The sequence below is a fragment of the Novosphingobium sp. NDB2Meth1 genome, assembly GCF_900117425.1.
Classification (GTDB): domain Bacteria; phylum Pseudomonadota; class Alphaproteobacteria; order Sphingomonadales; family Sphingomonadaceae; genus Novosphingobium.
In genome coordinates, this window is the sequence record NZ_FPEH01000012.1 from 338,773 (window position 1) to 361,592 (window position 22,820).

Consider the following 22,820-nt stretch of genomic DNA (forward strand, 5'->3'; position numbering starts at 1 on the left):
TGCATGATGATGATATAAATTGAATGACAACGTTGACAATACGGACAAGATCATCGTATTGCAACCGTGCCACACAGTCCGGTCAACTCCCTTCCAAGGGGCGCCGGACAACCAGAAAGGCGGCATCACCCCGAATAAAACGGAGGGTGTCGCTCAACTTGCAAGGGGAGAGACCATGTCTGATCGCACCGCACGTCCCAGGGCCGTGTATTTGAAAACCGGGCTTTCGAGAAACGGGCTGATGGGCGCCGCGTCGATCATGGCGCTGCTGGTGGCGGGCAATGCCGCCGCGCAGGGCGCACCGCAGCAGGCTGCACAGGCCGATGCCGCCGCGGGCGATGAGGGCAATGCGCCGATCGTCGTCACCGGCTTCCGCCAGTCGCTGGCCGCCGCGCTCGATGCCAAGCGCAATTCGAACCTGATCCTCGAATCGGTCAGCGCCGAGGATATCGGCAAGTTCCCCGACCAGAACATCACGGAATCGCTGCAGCGCCTGCCCGGCATCCAGATCGACCGCGAGAACGGCCAGGGCACCAAGGTGCGCATCCGCGGTCTCGAGCAGAACCTCACCGTGCTGAACAACGAGCTGTTCGTGACCGGCCAGGAAGTGTTCAAGGTGGGCGAGGGCAACTTCACCCGCACCGACAGCCTTGAAAGCGTGCCGTCCGAACTGATCGGCGGCGTCGAAGTCTACAAGTCGCCCAACGCCTCGCTGCTCGAAGGCGGCCTCGGCGGTATCGTCAACCTCAAGACGCGCAATCCGCTCGATCTCAAGAACGGCCTGACCGTGGCGGGCAACGCGCGGCTCAACAAGGCCAACGGCATCGGCGGGTGGAAGCCGACAGGCGCGGTGGTCGCGAGCTACAACTTCAACGACAAGATCGGCATCATCGTTTCGGGCAGCTACAGCAAGACCAACGCCCACTTCGACATTCTGGGCGGCGAGAACCGCGGCAACTGGGCCTTCGGCGCGGGCCGCCGCGACACGGCGACGGTGCCGACCAACTACTACGCGCCCGAATACCGCTACCTCACCGACCGCGACCAGTACCGCACGCGCTGGGGCGTTTCGGCAGGCCTCGCGTTCCGTCCGACGGATACGCTGAGCCTCGACCTGCAGTACTTCCACTCCGACCTCAAGGTGGACACGCGCGAAGGGTCGGTGAAGTTCCCGTTCGGCCAGGGCGAATCCCTGGGCCTGCTGCCCGGCTATCAGATCAACAGCAACGGCGTGCTGACGAGCGGCACGGTCCGCGCACAATCGGCCGAGGCGATCTCGGTGGTGGATGAATCGAGCATCCGTTCGGACAACGTGCAGTTCGGCGCCAAGTACGACAATGGCTCCAACTTCCGCGCCAACGTCGAGGCGACCTACTCGAACGGCAGCCTGTTCCGCGATGTCGCCAACAACGACGTGCGCTTCACCAAGTACACGGTACGGCAGGGCGCTGTCGGCGGGCCGCTGCAGAACGGCGTGGCGCTCAACAGCGCGGCCCCGGCGACGTTCGACTTCACCTACAGCAACGGCGATCTGCCCAGGTTCGGCATCGCGCAGAACAGCCCGCAGGACTTGTTCAGCAATCCGGCCTACGGCTTCTTCAAGTCGCACTGGGCCTTCGGGGACCGTTCGAAGATCAAGGGGCACTCGATCCGCACCGACGTGGCGTGGGATGTCGATCCGTCCGAGAAGGGCAAGATCACGGTGAGCGCCGGCTTCCGCTATGGCCAGCGCACGGTGGACTTCACCTCGGGCCGCTATCTGGCCGACTATTCGGGCAAGGGCGAAATCGACGCGACCAAGATCCCGGCGGCAGAGCGCGTGCCTGGCTTCAACTACAACTACACACCGCTCGGCTACTTCCAGGACGGCGCGATCGGCTACAAGATCTGCGACTTGCCCGAGGCCAACAAGCCGGCGGCGTTCAAAGGCTGCAGCCGCTTCGGCAATTCGCCCGCGCTGATCACGCCTTACGACACGTTCACCAGCAATGCGGGCCGGGTCGAGACGCTGGTCAATCCCAACGTTCCGGGCGGCAAGCTGCTGATCCAGAACCGCGCGCAGATGGTCAATGCGCTGAAATGGATCCAGAACCTCTATCCCTCGACGCCCTTCGGCTTCTACGAGGATCCGCTGCAGACCTTCTTCGTCAAGGAAGAGACCAAGACCGGCTATGTGATGGCCGATATCGGCGGCAAGGATGACAGCTTCCACGTCAACGTGGGCCTGCGCATCGTCAATACCCAGCTGAAGGTGGACCAGAACCAGGGCACGGCGAACCCGACCTACTACGGCACCGACAGCTGGAACGGCGTGGTCAAGGACTTCGACACCACCAGCGTCCAGCGGTCCTACACCGATTTCCTGCCGAGCGTGAACGTGGTCGTCGATGCCACGCAGGAGATCAAGGTGCGTGCCTCGGCCGCCCGCGTGACGTCGCGCCAGCCGCTGTTCGATCTGGGCCGCGGTTTCGCCACCGATTTCACCCGCGATGCGGCGACGGACCGGTTCCTGTTCACCAGCGGCAACCGGGGCAATGCCAGCCTCGATCCGTTCCGCGCCTATCAGTTCGACCTTGGCGTCGAGTACTACTTCGGACGGCAGGGCCTGCTTTCGGCGGGCGTGTTCTGGAAGGAAGTCGACAGCTTCGTCGTGACGCAGACGGTGCCGGTCTTCGTCAACGACCAGGCGGGCGGACGGATCGGTCCGGTCTCGCAGCCGGTCAACGGCAATGGCGGCCGGGTCAAGGGCTTCGAACTGGCGGCGCAATATGCCTTCCCGTTCGGGCTCGGCTTCACCGCGAACTACACGTTCTCCGACACGAGCACCGAGTTCAGGAACGATTTCGAGACGGGCCTGCCGCTGCCGGGTGTGTCGAAGCACTCGTTCAACGGACAGATCTACTTCGAGAAAAGCGGGTTCGCGGCGCGCGCGTCCTACTCGTGGCGTTCGAAGAGCTACCTCGGGAACTTCGGCTTCGGCGATGGCGGGGTGACGCGCACGCTGGGTATCTACCAGAAGCCTTATGGCCAGCTCGACGGGCAGATTTCCTACCAGCTGACGCCGAATTTCAACGTGTTCGTCGAGGGCATCAACCTCAACAAGGAAAACACCAAGACCTACCTGCAATTCCCCGAACTGCCGTTCCGGTTTGAATCGGGTTCGCGCCGGATCTTCGCCGGTGTGAAGTTCAACTTCTGAACGCTTGCTCCACCTCCCTCGGAGCCTCTTCTGGGGGGAGGGCTTAGGCCTTCCCCCCTTTCTTGTGAGGCCTTGTCTTGTAGCCGGATGACGGCCAGCATCGAACCGGACCGATGATGACACCTGATCCCTTGCGCTCGATCCTGATTGTGGGTGGCGGCACGGCCGGTTGGTCGGCGGCGGCGCTGCTTTCGGCTGTGCTGGCGCCGAGCGGTTGCAAGATCACGCTGATTGAATCGAGCGATGTGCCCACCGTCGGCGTGGGCGAGGCGACGATCCCGCCGGTGTTCGAGTTCCTCAGCAACTGCGGCGTCGATGAGATTGATTTCATTCGCCATTGTCAGGCGACCTTCAAACTGGCGATCCGCTTTGACGACTGGCTGGAACGCGGCCATTCCTATTGGCACCCGTTCGGCAATCTGGGCGTCACGATCAACCAGCGGCCGTTTCACCATTATTGGTGGAAGAACAAGGCGGCGGGGCATGACGAGACATTTGCCGATCTGTGCCCGGCGATTGCGCTGGCGCAGGACGGCAAGTTCGCGTTTCCGCCGCCGGATGGCAGCTATCCGGGCGGGGCGCTCAACTATGCGCTGCATTTCGATGCGGGGCTGGTGGCGGAATACCTGAGGAAGCATGCGACGGCGCGCGGCGTGACGCATGTGGATGCGCGGATTGTCGGGGCCGAACTGGCGGATGATGGCGCGATTGCAGCGGTCCGGCTGACCGATGGGCGGCGGATCGAGGCGGATTTCTTTATCGACTGCTCGGGCTTTCGCGGGCTGCTGATCGAGGAAGCGCTGCACGCGGGATATGAGGATTGGACCTCGTGGCTGCCGTGCGACCGGGCGGTGGCGATGCCGACGGCAACAGTGGGGCCGCCCGCGCCTTACACGATTTCCGCCGCGCACGAGGCGGGGTGGCGCTGGCGGATTCCGCTGCAGTCGCGGGTGGGCAATGGCTATGTCTATTCGAGCCGCCATGTGAGCGACGAGCAGGCGGCGGAGACATTGCGCGAGGCGGCGGCAGGAGAGCCGCTGGCAGAGCCGCGCTTCCTGCGCTTCACCGCCGGGCACCGCAAGGCGATGTGGGTGAAGAACTGCCTCGCGGTCGGGCTTTCGAGCGGATTTCTGGAACCGCTGGAATCGACGAGCATTCACCTCATCCACACCGCGCTGAACCGGCTGCTGGACTACTTCCCGGACCGGCACTGCGATCCGGCGTTGGCGGCGGCCTACAACCGCGAGGCGGCGGACGAATATGCGCATATCCGCGATTTCCTGCTGCTCCACTATGTGCCCAACCGGCGGCATGGCGAGCCGTTCTGGGACGAGATCAGGGCGAACCCTCTGCCGGACAGTCTGGCGGCCAAGCTGGAGTTGTTCCGGCGGACGGGACGGATTGTGTCGCGGCGGCGGGAGCTGTTTGCCGATATCAGCTGGTTTTTTGTCGCGGCTGGCATGGGAATCGTGCCCGAGGCGCTTGATCCGCTGGCCGATGCGGCGGATTTCGGCGAAGTGCGGCGGGTGATCGGGCAGATCCGCGAGGTGATGGGCCGCTACCGTGCGGCGGCGCCGACGCATCTGGCGATGCTGGCGCGGCTGCTCGATCCGGCGCTGAAGGGGCGGCCCAACTTCAAACAGACGTGGGGCGGCGCATGATCGCCGGACTAGAGCTTGGCGGGACCAAATGCGTCGCAACGCTCGCCGAGGGGCGCGAGGTGATCGACCAGCGCCGGGTGCCGACGCGCGATGCGCCTGCGACGGTAAGTGATCTGACGGCGATCCTCGATATCTGGTGTGCGGCTTATCCCATCGAAGCCATCGGGGTCGCCGCCTTCGGGCCGATCCAGACCGACCGCAGTGCGGCGGATTTCGGCACGTTCCTCGCGACGCCCAAGCCGGGGTGGCAGGGGTTCGGGCTCGCGGCGCATCTCCAGGAGCGCTATGACCTCCCGGTCGGGCTCGACAGCGATGTGAACGGCGCGGCGCTGGCGGAAGGGCGCTGGGGCGGGGCGCAGGGGATGGCGAACCATGCCTATATCACCGTCGGCACCGGAGTAGGCGTCGGCCTCGTGGTCGGCGGGCGGACTATGGCGGGGCGTGCACACAGTGAAATGGGCCACATATTCGTGGACCGGGCGCCGGGTGACGATGCGCCGGGGATTTGCCCGTTTCACGGGGGCTGTGTGGAAGGACTCATAGCCGGACCCGCGCTGGCTGCCCGAACGGGTCGGAGCGGTGAGGCTCTGGACGAAATGCATCCAGTATGGAATCCGTTTGTCCATGTGCTTGCACGGCTCGTCCATACCATCGTGTTGACCGGAGCATCCGAACGGGTCGCGCTGGGTGGCGGCGTGCTGGCGAACCGGCCCGGGCTGGTGGCGCGGGTCGAGGCGGCGGCGCGCGAAAGTCTGGGCGGCTATGCGCAAGCTTCGTTTACGGTCGGTGCACCGGTGCTGGGCGATCAGGCCGGGCCGATGGGCGCGCTGGCAATCGCACTCGATGTGCTGGAGGGTGCGGAAGCGTGAACCTGGGGCTGACGCGCAGCGGCTATCGCGGCGCGACAATCGAGGATGCGGGGGCGCACAATACGCGCATGGTGCTGCGGGCGATCCGGGCGCAGGGCACGCTGACCAAGGCGGAACTCGCGCGCCAGACGGGCCTTGCTCATCCCACCGTGACCAACATCACGCGGCGCCTGATGGAGCGCGGGTTGCTGCGCACTGCCGGCATGCAGCGCGGCGGGCGCGGGCAGCCGGCGACGCGGCTGGTGATCAATGCGGAAGGCGCGCATGCCATCGGCCTCAATGTCGACCGCGATCATATCACGATGGTGCTGGCGGACTTTGCCGGCACGGTGAAGGCCCGGCTCGATAGCGAGGTGGCGTTCGCGCTGCCCGAGCAGGTGCGCAGCTTCTACCGCCGCAATCTCGACAAGCTGCTGGCGATAGCCGGGGTCGAAGCGGAGGCGATCACCGGGATTGGCCTCGCGCTGCCCGATGGGCTTGGCGAGGTCGATTTGCCGGGCATGCCGGGGGACTATGCGCAGTGGTCGGCGACCAACCTCGAGGCGCTGTTTGCCGAGCCACTTGGGAAGCCGATCTTCATCGAGAACGACGCGGCGGCGGCGGCGATCGGGGAAATGCAGTTCGGGCGGGGGCAGCGCGAGCAGAGCTTTTTCTATGTGCTGATCAGCTATGGCCTCGGCGGCGGGCTGGTCGTCGGCGGGCATTATGATCGCGGCGCGGACGGGCGCAGCGGCGAGATCGGCTTCATGCCTGTGATGGGTGAAGGCGGCGCGCCGGTGCCGCTGCAGTCGATCGTCTCGATTGCGGGGCTGAACCGGCGACTGGCGCAGGCGGGCCGGGCGGCGTTTGCGCAAGGCGAGGCGAGCGGGGCCGACGCGGCGCTGCAGCGCGTGCTCGACGACTGGATCGAGGAATGCGCGAGGGCGCTGGTGCAGCCCTTGGTGGCGGTGAACCTGCTGATCAATCCGGGCGTGGTGCTGGTGGGCGGGCGGCTGCCGATGCCGCTGCTGGAGCGGCTGACGCAGCGGACCAATCTCCTGCTGCGCAGCGGCGGGCGCGATGCTCCGGCGATTGCGCCGGTCATGCCCGCCGCGCTGGCGGAGGATGCCTCGGCGGTGGGGGCGGCGCTGCTGTCGTTCGACGATCTGGCGCTGGCGGATTAGGCGGGCTGTCTCACGCCACCAGCCGCTCATGCTGAGCTTGTCGAAGTATCATACCCGGACGTGGTACCAGCACCCTTCGACAGGCTCAGGGTGAGCGGGGTTTGGAATGGGGTTCTGGCCTATAGTCCCGCTTTCGGCGGGGCGGTGCTGCGGCGGATGAGGAGTTCGTGGCCGAGCTGGACGTCGGCACCTTCGGGTTCGCCCCGCAGCACGTGGAGGAGCATGTCCATCGCGCGGTAGGCCATGTCTTCCACGGGCTGGCGGATCGTGGTGAGCGGGGGCCAGACGACGCGCGAGATATCGGAATCGTCGAAGCCGACGACCGAGAGATCTTCCGGTACGAGCAGCCCGCATTCGCGCGCGGCGGTGATGGCGGCGGCGGCCATGTCGTCGTTCTGGGCGAGGATCGCGGTGGGGGGCGGATCGAGCGCGAGCAGGCGGCGCGCGGCGGCGAGGCCGGAATCGAAGGTGAACAGGCCGGATTCGATGAGTTCGGGGTGCAGCGTGATCCCGGCCTTGGCGAGCGCCTGCATCGTGCCGACGAGACGCGCGTCGGAAGCGGCGTGGCTGGGATCGCCCTTGATCACGCCGATACGCTTGTGGCCGAGATTGACGAGATGTTCGGCCGCTTCCTGCGCGGCGGCGACATCGTCCATCGCGACCGAGGGGCCTTGGCCGAGCAGGCGGGTGGGCGAAATGCGCGCAAACGGCATGCCGACTTCGCGCAATTCCTTCATCAGCCCGGCGTGGTCCGAGGCTGGCGGGGCGAGGAGGACGGCATCGAGTGCGGCGGAGCGCAGGAGGGCGATGATCTCGTCCTCGCGCTCGGTGACGGATTCGACCGGCAGCACGACGAGGCGGAAGCGCTCGCCGTGGAGGCGTTCGAGCGCGCCCTTCTGGAGTTCGACGACGTAGCTGGGGCTGGGCTTTTCGTAGACGAGGCCGATCAGGTAGGAGCGGCTGCGGACGAGGCCTTGCGCGGCGACATTGGGATGATAGCGCAGCGCGCGCATCGCCTCGCGCACGCGGGTTTTCACCGCTTCGGTGACATGGGGCTCGTTGTTGACGACGCGGCTGACGGTCTTGGCGGAGACTTCGGCCATGCGCGCGACGTCGACGATAGTGGCCCGCTTGGGTCTGGTCATGGGTGTGGGGCCGCCTCGTGATGGGGTCGTTTCGGTGATCCTACACCGGGGCGGCCCGCAATTGCTAGGCCCTCACGACCTCCTGATCGATCTGGCCGAACGGCGCGCGGCCTGCGCTGTCCACCGCGGTCATCCGCACGGTATCGCCGAAGGCCATGAACGGCGTCTGCGGCGCGCCGTGGGCGATGGTCTCGATTGCGCGGATTTCCGAGATGCAGCTGGAGCCGACTTCGGCATAGTTGGCGTTCGAGACAGTGCCCGAACCGATCACCGTTCCGGCGACAAGATCGCGGGTGAGCGCGGCGTGGGCGACAAGTTCGTGGAAGCCGAAAGCCATCGGGGCGCCGTTGGCGCGGCCGACCTGCTTGCCGTTCCAGTCGATGATGAGATCAAGGCCGACGCGGCCGTCCTGCCAGGCATTGCCGAGCTCATCGGGCGTGACGGCGAAGGGCGCCATCGAGCAGGCGGGCTTGGCCTGGACCCATCCGAAGCCGGTCTTCATCTCGATGGGGGCGATGGCGCGCAGCGACCAGTCGTTGATCTGGACGATCAGGCGGATTTGCTTGAGCGCTTCTTCGGCGGTCGTGCCCATCGGGACGGCATCGACGACGACGCCGAATTCGCCTTCGAAATCGATGCCGTGCTCCATCGCGGGGAAGGGGACCGGATCGGCGGGGCCGTAGAACCGGTCGGACAGGCCCTGGTACATCAGCGGTCGATCATTGCCGAGCGGATCGTGGTTGAAGGCCACGGCCATCAAATCACCGTGGGTGGTGAAGGCCGAGCCATCGAGCCACTGCCATGTGCGCGGGAGCGGCGCGGCGAAGTCGACGTCGTCGGTGGAGACGCCTTCGCCGGCGGCGAGGGGGGCTTCGGCGGCTTCCAGCCTGGCCTGCGCTGCGGGCCAGTCCTCCATCGCCGAAAGCAGGCTGCCGCCGACGCGCAGGAGGCGCGTCCCGTCGGCCGAGACGAGCGCCAGCGCGCCATCGGGCGTGCCGTCGCGCAGGGTGGCGAGCCTCATGCCCTGAGCTCGGGCGCAAATTCGCCGTCGATCAGGACGAAGACGATGCGGCAGTTCCTGTCGGAGCGGTTGGCCCAGCCGTGGTTGGTGCCGCGCTGGATGACGATGTCGCCGGGGTACACTGTGGTTTCGCCCTCATCCATGATCAGGACGAGTTCGCCTTCGATGACGATGCCGTAGTCGATGGTTTCGGTGCGGTGCATCAGCGCGTGGCGGGCGCCTTCCTTGGCGGCGTTGGAGGCGTGGCCGGCGCCGATCTCGGCGAAGTGGGCGGCGGCTTCCTCTGCCGTCATGTTGCGGATGCCGTCGCCTTCGGGCGGAATGTCGAGCACGCGGATGCGGGTGCCGTTCTTCGGCGGGGCGAGGACGATGCCGGCTTCGTGCGGCTCGCCCGAGGCGGCGTCGATGAAGGCGGGCGTGCCTTGCGTGTTCCACACCTCGTGGAACATCGGGCCGATCGCGCCGCCGACCTGCTGGACGCGGGGCGCGGCGCCGTCTTCCTGGATGATCGCAAGGCCGGACGCATTGTGGCCGGTGACGACGCGGCGGACGGGTTTCACTTCCATATAATCTCCCGCGATGATTATCCATCCATCTGATGGATGGATTTAATTTGATTCCAATCGACAATGCCGATGTATGGGCGCAAGGTCAATCTGCGGCGGGTTTGCGCTCTGCCGCGAACAATGTTGTCGGCAGGCGCGAGACGGCAAGTATGGCGATGGTGAGCAGCGCGGCGATCATCAGCGCGCCGGGAATGAGGCCGGCGAGGCGCGCTGCCGGATCGTGCCCGCCGACCGCGAAATAGGCCGAGCCGACGAGCGCGATCCCGAGCGCGCCGCCGAGTTGCTGGGCGGTGCGCATGGTGGCGCTCGCGGTGCCGGCGTGGGTGCGCGGGACTTCCGAGACGGCGATGGGCCCGAGCGGGCCGGACAGCGTGCCGAAGCCGATGCCGGCGAGCGCGAGCGTGACGATCAGGATCGGGCCGCCGTCGATCCGGCTGTGGATCAGGGCAAGAGTGCTGATGATGCCTGCGGCCATCAGCATGCCACCTGCCATCGGGAGCAGGCGTCCGAGGCGGGGAAGCAGGCGCGGGACGAGGAGGCCGACCGCGATCATCACGCCGAGGCCGAATGGGATGTGGATCAGCGCGGTCTTGAGCGGGGTGAGCGCGAGGCCTTGCTGGAGGGCGACGGCGAAGATCATCAGGAAGCCGACCGAGCTGCTGTTGAAGGCCATGGCTGCAGTGACGCCCCAGCGGAAGGTGGGGAGCGCGAACAATGTCGGCTCGATCATCGCCGGCAGGCCGTTTGCGCGGCGGGCGATGGAGCGGCGGACGCCGAGGATGACTGCGCCGAGGCCTGCCGCAAGGATCGCTGCTGCGGCGACGGGGCCGAGGTTCTCGTGCGCCTGGATCAGCGCGAAGAGGATCAGGCCGAAACCCAAGGCGAAAAGGGCGGCTCCGGTGAGATCGATGGCGAGGCCCTTGTGCTCCTCGCCGGTGCGGGGAAGCGCGATGCGGCCCATGGCGAGGGCGAAGAGGCCGACGGGGAGGTTGATCAGGAAGATCAGCCGCCAGCCGAGGCCAAACAGGTTGAGCTCGATCAGGAAGCCGCCGATGATCGGGCCGACGATGGCGGCAAGGCCGATGATCATGCCAAAGAAGGCGAGCCGCTTCACGCGCTCGAGCGGGGTGTAGAGCAGCTGGACGATGGCCATGGTCTGCGGGCCCATCATCGCGCCTGCCGCGCCTTGCAGCACGCGGGCGAGGACGAGGACGCCCGGCGTGGGGGCGAAGCCGCACAGGGCCGAGGCGGCGACGAAGCTGGCGACGCCGCCGAGGAACAGGCGGTCATGGCCGAAGGTGTCGCCCAGCCGTCCGCCGAGCAGCAGCAGCGAGCCGAGCGTGAGCAGATAGCCCGCGACGATCCATTGCATGGCGGCGGGTGACGCGCCGAGCCCGTCGCGGATCGCAGGCAGCGCGGTGTTGACGATGGTGGTGTCCGCCACTTCGAGGACGACGGCGGTAAGCACGGTGAAGAAGGCGAGCGCGCGCTGACGATCATCGAGTTCGTGCGGCTGCTTGCCGGGCTTCCGGGCTGCCGGGGCTGCGTGCGCTGTCATCGCCTGTTTGTTGTCCCCGTCAGCCGGTGCGCTCGGCCCGGTCAAATTAAAATCATGCTTCTATTATGCCGATGTGTCGCCTATGGTCAAGGCTGGCGCGCAGGGTATCATGGGGATGACAGCCCACCCGGCGCAGAAAAATTGTTTCGGGAGAATACCTTGGCAAGTACACCTATGGACGGGCGCAAGGCCGGCCCTCACGCAGGATTGCCGCAGGGCATGACGGTCATCATCGCGGGCTTCCTGCCGATTCTGGCCATCGTGACGATGTTTCCGGCAATTCCGGCGATCATCGGCCACTTTGCGCCGACCGATCCGACCGCGCCGACCAAGGTACCCTCGATGGTCACCGCGCCGGGACTGACGATCGCGCTGGTGGCGCTGTTTGCCGGGCTGATGGTCGACCGCTTCGGGCGGCGCAAGCTGCTGCTGGTCTCGACCTTCTTCTACGGCCTGATCGGCGCCGCGCCGTTCCTGCTTGAAAACCTGAACGTGATCTATGCTTCGCGCCTGCTGCTGGGGCTGTGCGAGGCGGTGATCCTGACCACGGTCAACACGCTGATCGCGGACTATTGGCCCGACGATGGCCGCCGCAAGTGGCTGGCCTTGCAGGGGCTGGTGGGACCGGCGCTGTCCTCGGTGATGATCTTCTTTGCCGGGACGATGACCGCGTGGCGCTGGAACGGCATTTTCCTGCTCTATCTGCTGGCGGTGCCGATCTGGGCGGCGATGGTGCGCTGGATGTTCGAGCCGGAGAGCGACGCCACCGTGCGCATGATGCTGGGCATGGACGAGAAGGACACCGAAGGCTTCCCGTGGAGCGCGATGCTGGGGATCGCCGGGCTGACGCTGTTCTCCTCGGCGATCTACTATGTGTTCATCGTCAATGGCGCGACTGTCTGGCAGGAACTGGGCGTGACCGATCCCGAAAGCATCGGCCAGATCACCGCGCTGCCGACGCTGTTCATCCTTGTCGGCGCGACGCTGTTCTGGTGGCTGGGTGCGAAGGGTGTCGGCTCGCCCACGCTGATCGCGATTTTTCTCGGCTTCCTCGGTGCGGGCCTCGCCGCGATGGGACTGGCGCTGGACTGGAAGGGCATGATCCTCGGCATGGCGCTGCAGCAGACCGGCGCGGGCATGGCGATCCCGACGCTGATTGCCTGGGCGCAGAGCAAGCTGCCCTTCGCGCATCGCGGGCGCGGCATGGGGATCTGGACGGCGACGTTCTTCTTCGGCCAGTTCTCCTCGCCGCTGCTGGTTTCGCTGCTGCGCGGCCTGACCGGCACGATGCAGGGCGCGTTCCTTGTGGCGGGCATCGTCAGCGCGGCGGGTGCGATCGTGTTGCTGGTGCTGCTTTCGCAGGACGGCGAGAAGGGGGCGGCGACATGAAGCGCCTGCTCGCTGCCGCGCTGCTGGGTTGCGCTGCTTTCGGGACCAATGCGCTGGCGCAGGCAGAGATTGCCCGCACGACGATGCCAGCGCCGCCGCAGCCGGGCGTGATCGCGCTCCCGGTGCAAGGCTGTGACCCCGCGAGCGAGATTTGGCATCCGGATGCCGGCAAGCCGGCGGTGCGCAATGTGACGTGCCCGACCTTGCTGCCATTTCTGCCGAAAGCGGGCGCAACCGGTGCGTCGGTGATTGTGGCGCCGGGCGGCGGGTTCCTTGGGCTTGCCATCGAAAAGGAAGGCTACACAATCGCGCAGTGGCTGGCGGACCACGGTGTTGCCGCGTTCGTGCTGAAGTACCGGACCTTGCCCACGCCGAAGGATCAGGGGGTGTTCGTCGACGAGCTGACGAAGCTGATCCATGGCCAGCCTTCCGCGATGAAGCTGCCGGACGACACGCCAGACCTGGCGCGCGAGGATGGCCTTGCGGCGTTGCGCATGTTGCGGGCGAATGCCGGCAAGTTCGGGATCGATCCGGCGCGGCTTGGCTTCATGGGCTTTTCGGCGGGCGGGTTCCTCAGCCGCACGATGGTGCTGGCGGACAAGGCGGATCGGCCTGCGTTCACGGCGCCGATCTATCCGAACATGGCGCCGTTGGCAGTTCCGGCCGATGCGCCGCCGATGTTCGTGGCGATCGCTGAGGACGATTTCCTGCTGGCGCGCGAGAAGGGCTTCCCGCTGATCGAAAGCTACCGCGCGGCGGGGCGGCCGATCGAGTTCCACTTGTTTCCGAGCGGGGGCCACGGTTTCGGCATCGGCCAGCCGGGGACACCCGAGGAAGGGTGGATCGAACTGCTCTACAAGTGGATGCGGGCTTCGGGGTTTCTGGCGAAGATGCGCTGAGTGCCTAGACGGAGGTCGTTGTATCCTCCGCCTTGCGCATTTGCATCAGCGCGCGGCGGGCGCGGATGGCGCCGGCGTCGGTCTTGAGGATGGCCGGGCGGGCGTCCCAGAAGTCCTGTGTCCCAAGCGCGCGCTGGGCCGCCTCGATCATCGGCTCGTCTTCCTCGATGAAGACGCGGCGGGCCATTTCGGCAGCCTGCTCGTTGTCTTCATGATCGTAGAAGTAATGCGACGAGGTCTCGGTCTCGGGCGTGATGATATGCGGGTTGATCATCGGCGGGACGATCAGATCCGCGCGCTGCGTGCCGGACTTCGCTAGGCCGACGGTAAGCGCCATCGCGGCAGGCGCATGCCAGCGCATGTAGAGCCACTGGTCGATCTTTGCGCCGGGCTCGAGCATGGGCTTGGACCATTCGGGCGGCTCGGCCTCGGTCATGTCCCAGTTGTTCCAGATCGCCCCGCCGCGTGTGTTGTCATCGTCGTGGCGGACGGTCTGTGTCCCGTGGAAGATCGAGCCGTTGACGCCGAAGGTCTCGATGTGGAGGAACTCGGCGTGGGTGAGGTCCATCAGGTTGTCGGTGATGAGCTCGTAGTTGCCCTCGATGCGCAGGACACCGCGGTGCATGCCGCGCTCTTCGTCGAGGAAGCTGAAATCGGGGATCTTCGCCGGGACGGCCAGCGCCGGATCGCCGGGCCAGAACCACAGGCCGCGATGCTTCTCCACGATCGGCATGGCCGGCGCAGTGACATGCGTGGGCGGATCGCCGGGGAAGGGCGAGTGGACGCAAGTGCCCGTGCCGTCGAAGCGGAGACCGTGGTAGCGGCATTGGACGGTGTCGCCCACGCGCGTGCCCATCGAAAGCGGCACGAAGCGGTGCGGGCAGCGGTCGGCGATCATCGCGTAGGAGCCGTCAGCCTTGCGCCAGATCAGCCAGGGTTTGCCGAGCAGGGTACGGGGCAGCATCGCATCGCCGACGATCTCGTCGGCCCAGGCGGCCATGTACCAGACATTCTTGACGTAGGCGGTCATATCGCACTCGACTTGAGGAGGGAGACGGCGTGGGCCGCGGCCCTGGCGGTCAGCGCCATATAGGTGAGCGAGGGGTTCTGGCAGGCGGACGAGCTCATCTGCGCGCCGTCGGTGACGAAGAGATTGGCGACGTCGTGGGCCTGGCTCCACTTGTTGAGCACCGAGGTTGCCGGATCGAAGCCCATGCGTGCGCCGCCCATTTCGTGGATCGCGGTGCCGCCCGCGCCGGGGCGGTCGAACCCGAAGATGACGTGGCCGCCGGCCTTGGTCAGCATCTCGGTCGCATCGGCCTTGGCCTGCGCGAGCGCGGCGTGTTCCTCCGCGCCGAACGCGAAATCGATGTGGAGCTGCGGGATGCCGTTGGCGTCGAACTTCGTGCGGTCGAGCGTGAGGCGGTTGCTGGCGCGCGGGACGCAATCGGCGAAGGCGACGAGGACCATGCGCCACGGGCCGGGCTTTTGCAGGTGGCGCTTGTAGTCGGCGCCGATCCCGGCCTCGCGCTTGCCGGCGGTCCAGGTCGATTGCAGCGCGCCGCCCTGGAACGAGAAGCCGCGCGTGTGGCCGACGCCGTCCATCACGTCCATGTTGCGGTAGCGCGGGATGATCGCGCCGGTCGGGCGGTTGCCGAAGGTGGTCCACGCCTCGAAGCCGGGCATGATCGCGGCGGCGGAGAGCGTGTTGGCGTGGTCCATGATGTGCGTGCCGAGCACGCCGCTGCTGTTCGCAAGGCCGTTCGGATTGGCTTCGCTGGCAGAGTTCAGCAGGAGGTGGACCGAGTTGAAGGCACCCGCATTGAGGAAGACCATCCGTGCGGTGGCCTGACGGCGGGTCTTCGTCTTGCTGTCGATCCAGCGCACGCCGGTGACGCGGCGGGTTTTCGGGTCATAGTCGATCTTCTCGACCGCTGCGTCGGTGATCAGCGTCAGGTTGCCGGTCGCCTGCGCGGCGGGAAGCGTGCTCGACTGGGTCGAGAAATAGGCGCCATACGAGCAGCCGCGCGCGCAGATCGAACGGCTCTGGCAGGGGCCGCGGCCCTCTTTTTCCTGCGTGAGATTGGCGGTGCGGCCGATCGTCAGGCGGCGTTCGGGCCATGCGGCCATGATCTTCTCGCGCGCGGCCTGTTCGACCACGTTGAGCGCGAAGGGGGGCAGGAACTTGCCGTCGGGCAGCTGGGGCAGGCCTTCCGCCGCGCCGGAGACGCCGATGAAGTCCTCGATCCTATCGTACCACGGCGCGAGATCGGCGTAGCGGATCGGCCAGTCGGTGCCGTGCCCGTCGCGCTTGTTGGCGCCGAAGTCGTAGTCCGACCAGCGATAGGACTGGCGGCCCCAGGTGAGCGAGCGGCCGCCGAGCTGATAGCTGCGGAACCACGTGAAATCGGTGCCATCGCCAGTCTGGTAGGGGTTCTGCGCGTCGCTCACGAAATGGTTCTGCGTGAACTCGGTAAAGTGCCGGTTGAGCCGCTGCACCGCATATTCGCTGGCGTAGAGATCGGTATCGCCTTGCCCACGGAAGGGCATTTCCCACGGCGCCTTCATCTCGGTCTCGTAATCGAGCTGGTGCTCGATCTTGCGGCCGCGTTCGAGGAGGAGGACCTTGAGGCCGGCTTCGGTCAGTTCCTTGGCCGCCCAGCCGCCGGTGATGCCGGAGCCGACGACAATTGCGTCGAAAGTGAGATTGTCGTCCATCAGCCGAAGTCCACTGCCGTCCAGTCGCTGGAATAGGCGCGCGTATCAGGCTTGACGGGCACCTTGGGATCGAACCGGCCGGGGACCAGTTCGTAGTTGAGTTCACGCGATCCGCCCACTTCGCTGGTGTAGTAGCCGGTGAGGATCAGCGCCTTGATCGCGCGCCATGGGGCGGCGGTCGTTTCACCCTTGTATGCAGATGCATCGAGCGCGGCGAGCTGTTCGGACTGGCGCGCCGGGGGCAACGTAAGCCAGTCCGGGCCGAGTTTGCCGTCCAGCCAGGCGGCGTGATCAAGGCTGCCATCTGCACGCAGGCAAGGCGTAAACGAGGGATCGGCAGCAGGGGGCTTGCGCGTGCCTTCAAGGCCATGGGCGAGCGCGACGAGCACGAAATCGTCAGCGCCGAGCGCCCCTGCGCCGGGCGTGTCTGTGGTGGGGATCACCAGTTCGGCCACGGTCCGCATCAGCTTGCGCATGTGCGGGGAGGGGACGTCCTTGGGATCGAGCTTGCGCAGGACTTCGGCCCCGCCGGGCGCAGAACTGAGCAACGCGACCAGCGAGGCGGCGCCGAGGAAGCTGCGGCGGCTCCAGCCGGTCATTCGCCGATGCCCATGATGCGGCGGTTGAGCGCGCGGTCGGCACCACCTGCGGCGAAATCGTCGAAAGCGTGCTCGGTGACCTTGATGATGTGCCGATCAATGAAAGGCGCGCCTTCCGCTGCACCGACTTCGGGGTGCTTCAAGGCGCATTCCCATTCGAGCACGGCCCAGCCGGCGAAGTCGTTGGCGGCCATCTTGGAGAAGATGCCGCCGAAATCGACCTGTCCGTCACCCAGCGAGCGGAAGCGGCCGGGGCGGTCGACCCAGCCCTGATAGCCGCCGTAGACGCCCGAGCGGCCACTGGGGCGGAACTCGGCGTCCTTCACGTGGAAGCACTTGATGCGGCTGTGGTAGATGTCGATGAACGCGAGGTAGTCGAGGCACTGCAGCACGAAGTGGCTGGGATCGTAGAGAATATTGGCGCGCGGGTGGTTGCCGACGGCTTCGAGGAAGCGCTCGAAGGTGACGCCGTCGTGGAGGTCTTCGCCGGGGTGGATTTCGTAGGCGGCGTCGACGCCGTTGTCCTCGAACACGTCGAGGATCGGCTTCCAGCGCTTGGCGAGTTCGGCGAAGGCGTCCTCGACGAGGCCTGCGGGGCGAGCGGGCCAGGGGTAGAAGTATGGCCATGCCAGCGCGCCGGAGAACGTGGCGTGCGCGGCAAGGCCGAGGCGGCGGCTTGCCACTGCGGCGTTCTTGACCTGCTGGACGGCCCATTCCTGCCGGGCCTTGGGCTTGCCGTGGAGTTCGGCGGGCGCGAAGCCATCGAACTGCGCGTCGAAGGCGGGATGTACTGCAACGAGCTGGCCTTGCAGGTGCGTTGAAAGCTCGCTGATCTCCAGCCCCTTGTCCGACAGCATGCCCTTGATCTCGTCGCAGTAGGTCTGGCTTTCCGCCGCGAGATCGAGGTTGAACAGGCGCGCGTCCCAGCTGGGGATCTGGAGGCCCTTGTAGCCGAGCCCGGCCATGTAATCGGCGATGGCGGGGAGGCTGTTGAAGGGGGCCGTATCGCCTGCAAACTGGGCGAGGAAGATGCCGGGGCCTAGAATCGTCTTCATGGGGCAAGTCCTCAGATGGAAAGCGGGGTCCAGCCTGCGCGGGCGGCGCTGGCGCGGACGGCGGTGTCGATGAAGGCCATGGAGCGCAGGCCCTGGGCAGCGCCGGGCAGCAGAGGGGCAGAGCCGCCGCGCACCAGTTCGGCGAAGTCGCGGTAGAGGTTGGCGAAGGCTTCGAGATAGCCTTCGGGGTGGCCGCCGGGGGTGCGGGTCCGGCGCGCGGCATCGGGGCCGAGCAGGCCGGTGCCGGCGCGGATCACCTCGCTGCGGCCATCGAGGTGGTGGAGGGTGAGTGTGTTGGGCTCTTCCTGCTTCCACGCGAGTCCGCCGGTTTCGCCATAGACGCGGATGCGCAGGCCATTGAGTTCGCCGACTTCGATCTGACTGGCGAGCATCACGCCGCGCGCGCCGTTGTTGAAGCGGAGGAGGACGGAGCAATCGTCGTCGAGCTGGCGGCCGGGGACGACGGCGCCGAGGTCCGCCAGCAGTTCGGTGACGTGGAGGCCGGTCACGAATTCGGCGAGCTGGAACGCGTGGACGCCGATATCGCCGATGCAGCCGCCCGCCCCGGCGCGCGCGGGATCGACGCGCCATTCGGCCTGCTTGCCCTCGGCGGGACCAGCGAGCCAGCCTTGCGGGTACTCGACGACGACCTTGCGGACTTTGCCGAGTGCTCCGGCGGCGATGCGGGCGCGGGCCTCGCGCACGAGGGGGTAGCCGGAATAGGTGTAGGTGAGGGCGAAGGGGAGGGCGGATGCCTCGACGACGGCGGCGAGTTCGCGGGCTTCGTCCAGCGTGGCGGTCATTGGCTTGTCGCTGATGACCGGGAGGCCGGCAGCAAGTGCGGCCCTGGCAGAGGGCAGGTGATCGTGGTTCGGCGTGACGACGGCGACGAACTGGGCGCCATCCGGGCGCGCCGTTTCAGCGGCCAGCATTTCGGCGAGGCTGCCATAGGCGCGGGCCGGATCGAGGCCATAGGCCTCGCCGCCGGCGCGGCTGCGGGCGGGATCGCTGGAGAAGACCCCGGCGACCAGTTCGATTTCCCGGTCGAGTTCTGCCGCGATGCGGTGGACGGGGCCGATGAAGGCACCCGGGCCGCCGCCGATCATGGCCATACGCAACCGACTCACTGATCCTTCTCCATCCTGCCGTTTCTCGTTCTAGGGCGCCTGACGCTCGAGCGTTTCGACGTCGATGTCCATCGTGCTCCCGGCATCTTCCGCGTGGCGCGCGATGCGCACGGTGTGCGGGGTCGGCAGCAGTTCCCAGCCAGCCTCGGCCCACGTCATGAAGCGGCGCCGGGCAAGCGGGACCGTGACGCGCGCGGCGCGGCCCGGTTCGAGGTGCGCCTTGGCGAAGCCGATCAGCGTCGGCTCCGGGCTGTCGCGATAGACCTGAACGATATCGGAACCGGCGCGTGCGGAGAGGTTGGTGACGGTGATCGCGACGCCTTCTGCTGTCACTTCGGGGTGCGACCATTCGAAGCGGGCGTAGCCTTGTCCGGCGCCGAGCGTGTGGCGCGCGGTCTTACCGGCGGTGATCACGCCGCGATAGCCGATGTGCGTGCCGTCGGTATAGGGCAGCGAGCCATCGGCCTGCGGCTGGAGGTGATAGCCGGGATAATCGGCCTCGGCGCGCGCGATGGTGACGGGCATGCGGCCGCCGGGTTCGCGGTCTCCGGCGAGCACCGAAGCAAGCGCGGCGGCAAAGCCTTCGCCGGGATACCAGGTGGCGAGGTGGGCGGCGGCGCTGTCTTCCCACGCGGCGTCATAGGCGTGGCCGACATTGGTGACCACGGCGACGCGAGGGTTGGCGGCGGTGACGCGGGCGATGAGATCCAGCTGTCCGGCAGCGAGGCGCGTGTCGTGGCGGTCCTTGCTTTCGACCGAGCTGTCCGAGGTTTCGCCGACGATGAGCACCACGGCGTCGGCGGCGCGGGCGGCGGCTTCGGCGGCGGCCAGCAGTTCCTCACCGCTGCCGGGGGCGCGGATGCCGTACCACAGGCCATGGACACGGGCGCCGGCGAAGGTGAACTCGGCGGTTACGGCGACGGTCTGCCCGGCGGTCAGGTCGAACGGGGCGCTCTCGCTGTCACCGGCCTTGAGCACGCCCATCGTATCACCCGGGGGGCATTCGGTGGTGGTGAGCACTTCCTGACCATCGACGAGCAGGCGCGAGACGCCGGTGGCGCCAAGGTGGAAGCGGTGGATGCCGGATTGTGTGGCAGTGAAGCGGCCCGAGGCGCGGATCGAGCCGCCTTTCGCGAAGGGGGCCTGATCGTGCATCCCCGCGAACCAGACGAGCGAATTGGTGTCGCGCGTCTCGCGGGTCAACGGCTCGCCGGTGCAATCGGGGCTGGCGAAGTAGTCGAGCGTCATGCCGCTTGTGCAGCCGTCGCCGATGTCGTGCGCGGGGGCGACCGGCATCAGCGGCAGGCGCGGGGCGGGATCGACACCGGGTTCGAACACCACCTCGCTATGCGCGCCGAAGCGGGCGCGGATGGCGTCGATGGGCGAGGGGAGGTCCGGGCGGACCGAGATCTTGGCGAAGGTGCCGCCCTGGAAGCAGGGAGCGGCGGCGTTGGGGCCGATGACAGCGAGCGTCTTGATGCTGGCGGGATCGAGCGGAAGGAGATCGCCATCGTTCTTGAGGAGGACCATCCCGGCTGCGGCGGCTTCTTCCAGCAGCGCGGTGATATCGGCTTCGGCAAGGGGCTGCGACTTGGGGCCGGTAACGCGCGCTGCGGCGTTGGCCACGCGAGTGGCGGCATCCTGCACGCGGGCTTCTTCGACTTCGCCTGCGGTGACGGCAGCAGCAGACTTGGCGCCGAGGAACCGCGCGGGGCCGGGCATTTCAAGGTCCAGCCCGCCGAGAAGTGTCGGCGCGGTGGAATGCGTGCCGAACCAGTCGGACATGATGACGCCATGATAGCCCCATTCGCCCTTCACGACTTCGGTGAGGATATGGTGCTGTTCGGCGCAGTACTGGCCGTTCACGCGGTTGTAGGCGGCAAGCATTCCCGCGCAGCCCGCCGCCGCAGCGAATTCGAAGGGTAGGAGATAGACTTCGCGCAAGGTGCGCTCGTCCACCTGAACGTTCATTGTGTCGCGCGCGGTTTCGCTGTCGTTGCAGGCGAGGTGCTTGGCGCAGGAGCCGGTGCCGGTCGATTGCAGGCCGCCGATCCACGCCGCGCCGAGAATGCCGGCGAGCAGCGGGTCCTCGGAGAAATACTCGAAGGCGCGGCCGGCGAGTGGACTGCGGGCGAGGTTGATGTTGGGCGCGAGCACCATGTCGATGCCGCGCCCCACCGCTTCCTGCCCGACCAAGGTGCCGATGCGCCGGGCGAGATCGACGTCCCAGCTTGCCCCCAGCGCCGTTGCGCAAGGGGAAAGCCGGGCGACGTCACGCTCGTCGACCAAACCGCTGGCGATGCCCATCGGTCCGTCGCTCATGGCGAACGACGGAATGCCGACGTCCGGCACGGCGGGCGTGGTCCACATGGAGGCTCCCGCCGTGAGGAGAGCGGCCTGGTCGAGAGTCAGTCGGGTCATGGGATTCAGGCGGCCAGCGCGAGAACCTTGGTGTCCTTCGTGGTGGGCACGAAGGGCAGGTAGGACACCCGCATGCGCACCGCGAACTCGATCTTGTGATCGCCGGCGGGGAGGCCGCCGGGCTTCATCGCGATGATCTTGGCTTTCTCGCCGAAGTTCCAGCGGTCGTCGTAGACCGTTTCCATCTGGTCGAGCGTGTAGGTCTTGCCGCGCACGTGGAAGCGGATGTCCTCGCGGGCGACCGGCTCACCGTCGACGGTGACGACGATGTCCTCGACCATCGAGAGGCCGAGGCCGCGGTAGTAGGGCAGGCGGCCGTAGAAGGCGAAGCCCAGCTCGGAGCTCTCGAGGCTGCCCTCGACGATCATCTTGTTGTCCATCATGGGATCGGTTCCTCAGGCAGCAGCGCGGAGTTGGGGGGTGGGTTCGCCAAGCAGGTTGGCGAGCATGACTTGCTGGCGGCGGACCTGCTCGACGCTGTCGGGCTCTTCCTTGTCCTCGATCCAGCGGTTGCCTTCGTATTCGGAGCAGATGTAGCCATCATAGCCGCCCTGCTGGAGCACCGCGACGATCTTGTCGTAGGGGATCGAGGGCTCGACGTAGGAGCCAGTGGAATCCGAGGCCATCTCGTAGAACTTGCCGTGGATGTTGTGGATGCGCGGCATGTAATCGAGCATGCGCTTCGGCTCGAACGCGGCATTGTGGCGCAGCGTTTCGGCCATCGCGATGGCGGGGCCGACGCCGCCCATCTGCTGGACGTTGAGGATGACGTATTCCGAAAGGACGCGGTCCTCGTAAGCCTTCACGATGTAGTCGGCGATGTTCTGCGGCACGCCGATGCGCATGAATTTTTCCTTCCAGACCGGCGGGAAGGCATGGAGGAACATGCCCATGTCCGGCAGGAAGCCGAGCGCATCCGAACCCGACTTCTCGAAGCACTCGGCGTGGCGGATTATCCACGGATGATCGAAGTGCAGCGGGGCGTGGACCTCGATAAGGATCTTGATGCCCTTTTCCTCGGCATAAGGCGCGGCGGCGACGAGCACTTCGGGTGCGATCGAGACAAGCGCGCGGATGTACTTCATGCCGAGGCGGGCGCCGAAGTCGATGTCCTTCTTCACGCTGGCGACCTGCTCGGCGAAGGGCATCTCGCGGCCCTTGTAGCGCTTGTAGTCGAGCATGAAATCGTGGCTGACGGGCACGCAATCGTACTTGGCGATGAGCTGGTGCCAGTTGGCGATTTCCGCGTCGTCGACGCCGACTTCGGGCCAGCCCCAGAAGGTTTGCTCGCCGATGACCTCGATGCCGTTCGCGCCCATCTCGGCGCAGGTGCGGATGCAGTCCTCAAGGGTCATCTTGCCCTGGAAGGTCTCGTTCTGAAAGCTGTACAGGCTTACGCCGCGCTTGATCGGCACTTGCTGTCTCCCCTG

18 protein-coding genes are annotated in these 22,820 nt (G+C 66.7%); 6 read left to right on the plus strand and 12 right to left on the minus strand.

The features are described 5' to 3' along the window. Positions 1 to 241 precede the first annotated feature (241 nt). From NDB2M1_RS06250 to NDB2M1_RS06265, 4 genes are all read left to right on the plus strand, one after another. Positions 242 to 3,199, plus strand: coding sequence for a TonB-dependent receptor (locus NDB2M1_RS06250; RefSeq protein WP_072380566.1), 2,958 nt, complete (start codon positions 242 to 244; stop codon positions 3,197 to 3,199). Between the two features lie 113 nt (positions 3,200 to 3,312). Further along, positions 3,313 to 4,860 (plus strand): tryptophan halogenase family protein, encoded by a 1,548-nt coding sequence (locus NDB2M1_RS06255; RefSeq protein WP_143146649.1) that lies wholly within the window; start codon positions 3,313 to 3,315, stop codon positions 4,858 to 4,860. Further along, the gene (locus tag NDB2M1_RS06260) at positions 4,857 to 5,729 is read left to right on the plus strand and encodes an ROK family protein (RefSeq protein WP_072380829.1); all 873 of its coding nucleotides are present in this window, start codon (positions 4,857 to 4,859) and stop codon (positions 5,727 to 5,729) included. Before NDB2M1_RS06255 ends, NDB2M1_RS06260 begins: the two co-directional genes overlap by 4 nt. Continuing rightward, the gene (locus NDB2M1_RS06265; protein WP_072380568.1) at positions 5,726 to 6,892 is read left to right on the plus strand and encodes an ROK family transcriptional regulator; all 1,167 of its coding nucleotides are present in this window, start codon (positions 5,726 to 5,728) and stop codon (positions 6,890 to 6,892) included. Before NDB2M1_RS06260 ends, NDB2M1_RS06265 begins: the two co-directional genes overlap by 4 nt. Positions 6,893 to 7,011: 119 nt before the next feature. On the opposite strand, the gene NDB2M1_RS06270 is transcribed toward NDB2M1_RS06265, so the two are convergent. The 4 genes from NDB2M1_RS06270 to NDB2M1_RS06285 all read right to left on the minus strand — a co-directional run bounded on the left by NDB2M1_RS06270 (position 7,012) and on the right by NDB2M1_RS06285 (position 11,182). Beyond that, positions 7,012 to 8,037, minus strand: coding sequence for a LacI family DNA-binding transcriptional regulator (locus NDB2M1_RS06270; RefSeq protein ID WP_054120169.1), 1,026 nt, complete (start codon positions 8,035 to 8,037; stop codon positions 7,012 to 7,014). Positions 8,038 to 8,101: 64 nt separating this feature from the next. After that, a complete protein-coding gene (locus tag NDB2M1_RS06275; RefSeq protein WP_072380571.1) occupies positions 8,102 to 9,058 on the minus strand; it encodes a fumarylacetoacetate hydrolase family protein in 957 nt (318 codons plus the stop codon). After that, positions 9,055 to 9,624 carry a cupin domain-containing protein gene (locus NDB2M1_RS06280; protein WP_072380573.1) on the minus strand — a complete coding sequence of 190 codons (570 nt, stop codon included), beginning with the start codon at positions 9,622 to 9,624 and terminating at the stop codon, positions 9,055 to 9,057. Before NDB2M1_RS06280 ends, NDB2M1_RS06275 begins: the two co-directional genes overlap by 4 nt. A gap of 85 nt (positions 9,625 to 9,709) precedes the next feature. Next, entirely contained in the window at positions 9,710 to 11,182 is a 1,473-nt protein-coding gene (locus tag NDB2M1_RS06285; RefSeq protein WP_072380831.1) for an MFS transporter, read from the minus strand. Between the two features lie 219 nt (positions 11,183 to 11,401). Between NDB2M1_RS06285 and NDB2M1_RS06290 the strand changes: the two genes are divergently transcribed. After that, entirely contained in the window at positions 11,402 to 12,571 is a 1,170-nt protein-coding gene (locus tag NDB2M1_RS06290) for an MFS transporter (RefSeq protein ID WP_253185788.1), read from the plus strand. Then, entirely contained in the window at positions 12,568 to 13,470 is a 903-nt protein-coding gene (locus NDB2M1_RS06295) for an alpha/beta hydrolase (protein WP_072380577.1), read from the plus strand. The genes NDB2M1_RS06290 and NDB2M1_RS06295 overlap by 4 nt, the downstream gene beginning before the upstream one ends. 4 nt (positions 13,471 to 13,474) lie before the next feature. On the opposite strand, the gene NDB2M1_RS06300 is transcribed toward NDB2M1_RS06295, so the two are convergent. Genes NDB2M1_RS06300 through NDB2M1_RS06335 form a run of 8 tightly spaced genes read right to left on the minus strand, consistent with a single transcriptional unit; the run spans position 13,475 to position 22,745 of the window. Then, the gene (locus NDB2M1_RS06300; protein ID WP_072380579.1) at positions 13,475 to 14,500 is read right to left on the minus strand and encodes an aromatic ring-hydroxylating dioxygenase subunit alpha; all 1,026 of its coding nucleotides are present in this window, start codon (positions 14,498 to 14,500) and stop codon (positions 13,475 to 13,477) included. Further along, positions 14,497 to 16,188 carry a GMC oxidoreductase gene (locus NDB2M1_RS06305; protein ID WP_072380581.1) on the minus strand — a complete coding sequence of 564 codons (1,692 nt, stop codon included), beginning with the start codon at positions 16,186 to 16,188 and terminating at the stop codon, positions 14,497 to 14,499. The genes NDB2M1_RS06300 and NDB2M1_RS06305 overlap by 4 nt, the downstream gene beginning before the upstream one ends. Beyond that, entirely contained in the window at positions 16,188 to 16,787 is a 600-nt protein-coding gene (locus NDB2M1_RS06310) for a gluconate 2-dehydrogenase subunit 3 family protein (RefSeq protein ID WP_072380583.1), read from the minus strand. The genes NDB2M1_RS06305 and NDB2M1_RS06310 overlap by 1 nt, the downstream gene beginning before the upstream one ends. Then, complete coding sequence (locus NDB2M1_RS06315; protein WP_072380585.1) at positions 16,784 to 17,842, minus strand: sugar phosphate isomerase/epimerase family protein; 1,059 nt, start codon at positions 17,840 to 17,842, stop codon at positions 16,784 to 16,786. The genes NDB2M1_RS06310 and NDB2M1_RS06315 overlap by 4 nt, the downstream gene beginning before the upstream one ends. Before the next feature lie 11 nt (positions 17,843 to 17,853). After that, complete coding sequence (locus NDB2M1_RS06320; protein WP_253185789.1) at positions 17,854 to 18,969, minus strand: Gfo/Idh/MocA family protein; 1,116 nt, start codon at positions 18,967 to 18,969, stop codon at positions 17,854 to 17,856. Positions 18,970 to 18,999: 30 nt separating this feature from the next. Then, on the minus strand, positions 19,000 to 21,390 hold the full coding sequence (locus NDB2M1_RS06325; protein ID WP_072380589.1) for a beta-glucosidase H: 2,391 nt from the start codon (positions 21,388 to 21,390) through the stop codon (positions 19,000 to 19,002). Between the two features lie 5 nt (positions 21,391 to 21,395). Beyond that, complete coding sequence (locus NDB2M1_RS06330; protein WP_072380591.1) at positions 21,396 to 21,773, minus strand: C-glycoside deglycosidase beta subunit domain-containing protein; 378 nt, start codon at positions 21,771 to 21,773, stop codon at positions 21,396 to 21,398. Positions 21,774 to 21,785: 12 nt separating this feature from the next. Further along, positions 21,786 to 22,745: a sugar phosphate isomerase/epimerase family protein gene (locus tag NDB2M1_RS06335; protein WP_371328190.1), complete on the minus strand. Its 960-nt coding sequence runs from the start codon at positions 22,743 to 22,745 to the stop codon at positions 21,786 to 21,788. Positions 22,746 to 22,820 lie beyond the last annotated feature (75 nt).

What these genes read in the sequence shown, in the direction of transcription:
- NDB2M1_RS06250 (WP_072380566.1), top strand. Translation starts at nt 242, where the DNA reads ATGGGCGCCGCGTCGATCATGGCGCTGCTGGTGGCGGGCAATGCCGCC.
- NDB2M1_RS06255 (WP_143146649.1), top strand. Translation starts at nt 3,313, where the DNA reads ATGATGACACCTGATCCCTTGCGCTCGATCCTGATTGTGGGTGGCGGC.
- NDB2M1_RS06260 (WP_072380829.1), top strand. Translation starts at nt 4,857, where the DNA reads ATGATCGCCGGACTAGAGCTTGGCGGGACCAAATGCGTCGCAACGCTC.
- NDB2M1_RS06270 (WP_054120169.1), bottom strand. Translation starts at nt 8,037, where the DNA reads ATGACCAGACCCAAGCGGGCCACTATCGTCGACGTCGCGCGCATGGCC.
- NDB2M1_RS06275 (WP_072380571.1), bottom strand. Translation starts at nt 9,058, where the DNA reads ATGAGGCTCGCCACCCTGCGCGACGGCACGCCCGATGGCGCGCTGGCG.
- NDB2M1_RS06280 (WP_072380573.1), bottom strand. Translation starts at nt 9,624, where the DNA reads ATGGAAGTGAAACCCGTCCGCCGCGTCGTCACCGGCCACAATGCGTCC.
- NDB2M1_RS06285 (WP_072380831.1), bottom strand. Translation starts at nt 11,182, where the DNA reads ATGACAGCGCACGCAGCCCCGGCAGCCCGGAAGCCCGGCAAGCAGCCG.
- NDB2M1_RS06290 (WP_253185788.1), top strand. Translation starts at nt 11,402, where the DNA reads ATGACGGTCATCATCGCGGGCTTCCTGCCGATTCTGGCCATCGTGACG.
- NDB2M1_RS06295 (WP_072380577.1), top strand. Translation starts at nt 12,568, where the DNA reads ATGAAGCGCCTGCTCGCTGCCGCGCTGCTGGGTTGCGCTGCTTTCGGG.
- NDB2M1_RS06300 (WP_072380579.1), bottom strand. Translation starts at nt 14,500, where the DNA reads ATGACCGCCTACGTCAAGAATGTCTGGTACATGGCCGCCTGGGCCGAC.
- NDB2M1_RS06305 (WP_072380581.1), bottom strand. Translation starts at nt 16,188, where the DNA reads ATGGACGACAATCTCACTTTCGACGCAATTGTCGTCGGCTCCGGCATC.
- NDB2M1_RS06310 (WP_072380583.1), bottom strand. Translation starts at nt 16,787, where the DNA reads ATGACCGGCTGGAGCCGCCGCAGCTTCCTCGGCGCCGCCTCGCTGGTC.
- NDB2M1_RS06315 (WP_072380585.1), bottom strand. Translation starts at nt 17,842, where the DNA reads ATGAAGACGATTCTAGGCCCCGGCATCTTCCTCGCCCAGTTTGCAGGC.
- NDB2M1_RS06325 (WP_072380589.1), bottom strand. Translation starts at nt 21,390, where the DNA reads ATGACCCGACTGACTCTCGACCAGGCCGCTCTCCTCACGGCGGGAGCC.
- NDB2M1_RS06330 (WP_072380591.1), bottom strand. Translation starts at nt 21,773, where the DNA reads ATGATGGACAACAAGATGATCGTCGAGGGCAGCCTCGAGAGCTCCGAG.
- NDB2M1_RS06335 (WP_371328190.1), bottom strand. Translation starts at nt 22,745, where the DNA reads ATGACCCTTGAGGACTGCATCCGCACCTGCGCCGAGATGGGCGCGAAC.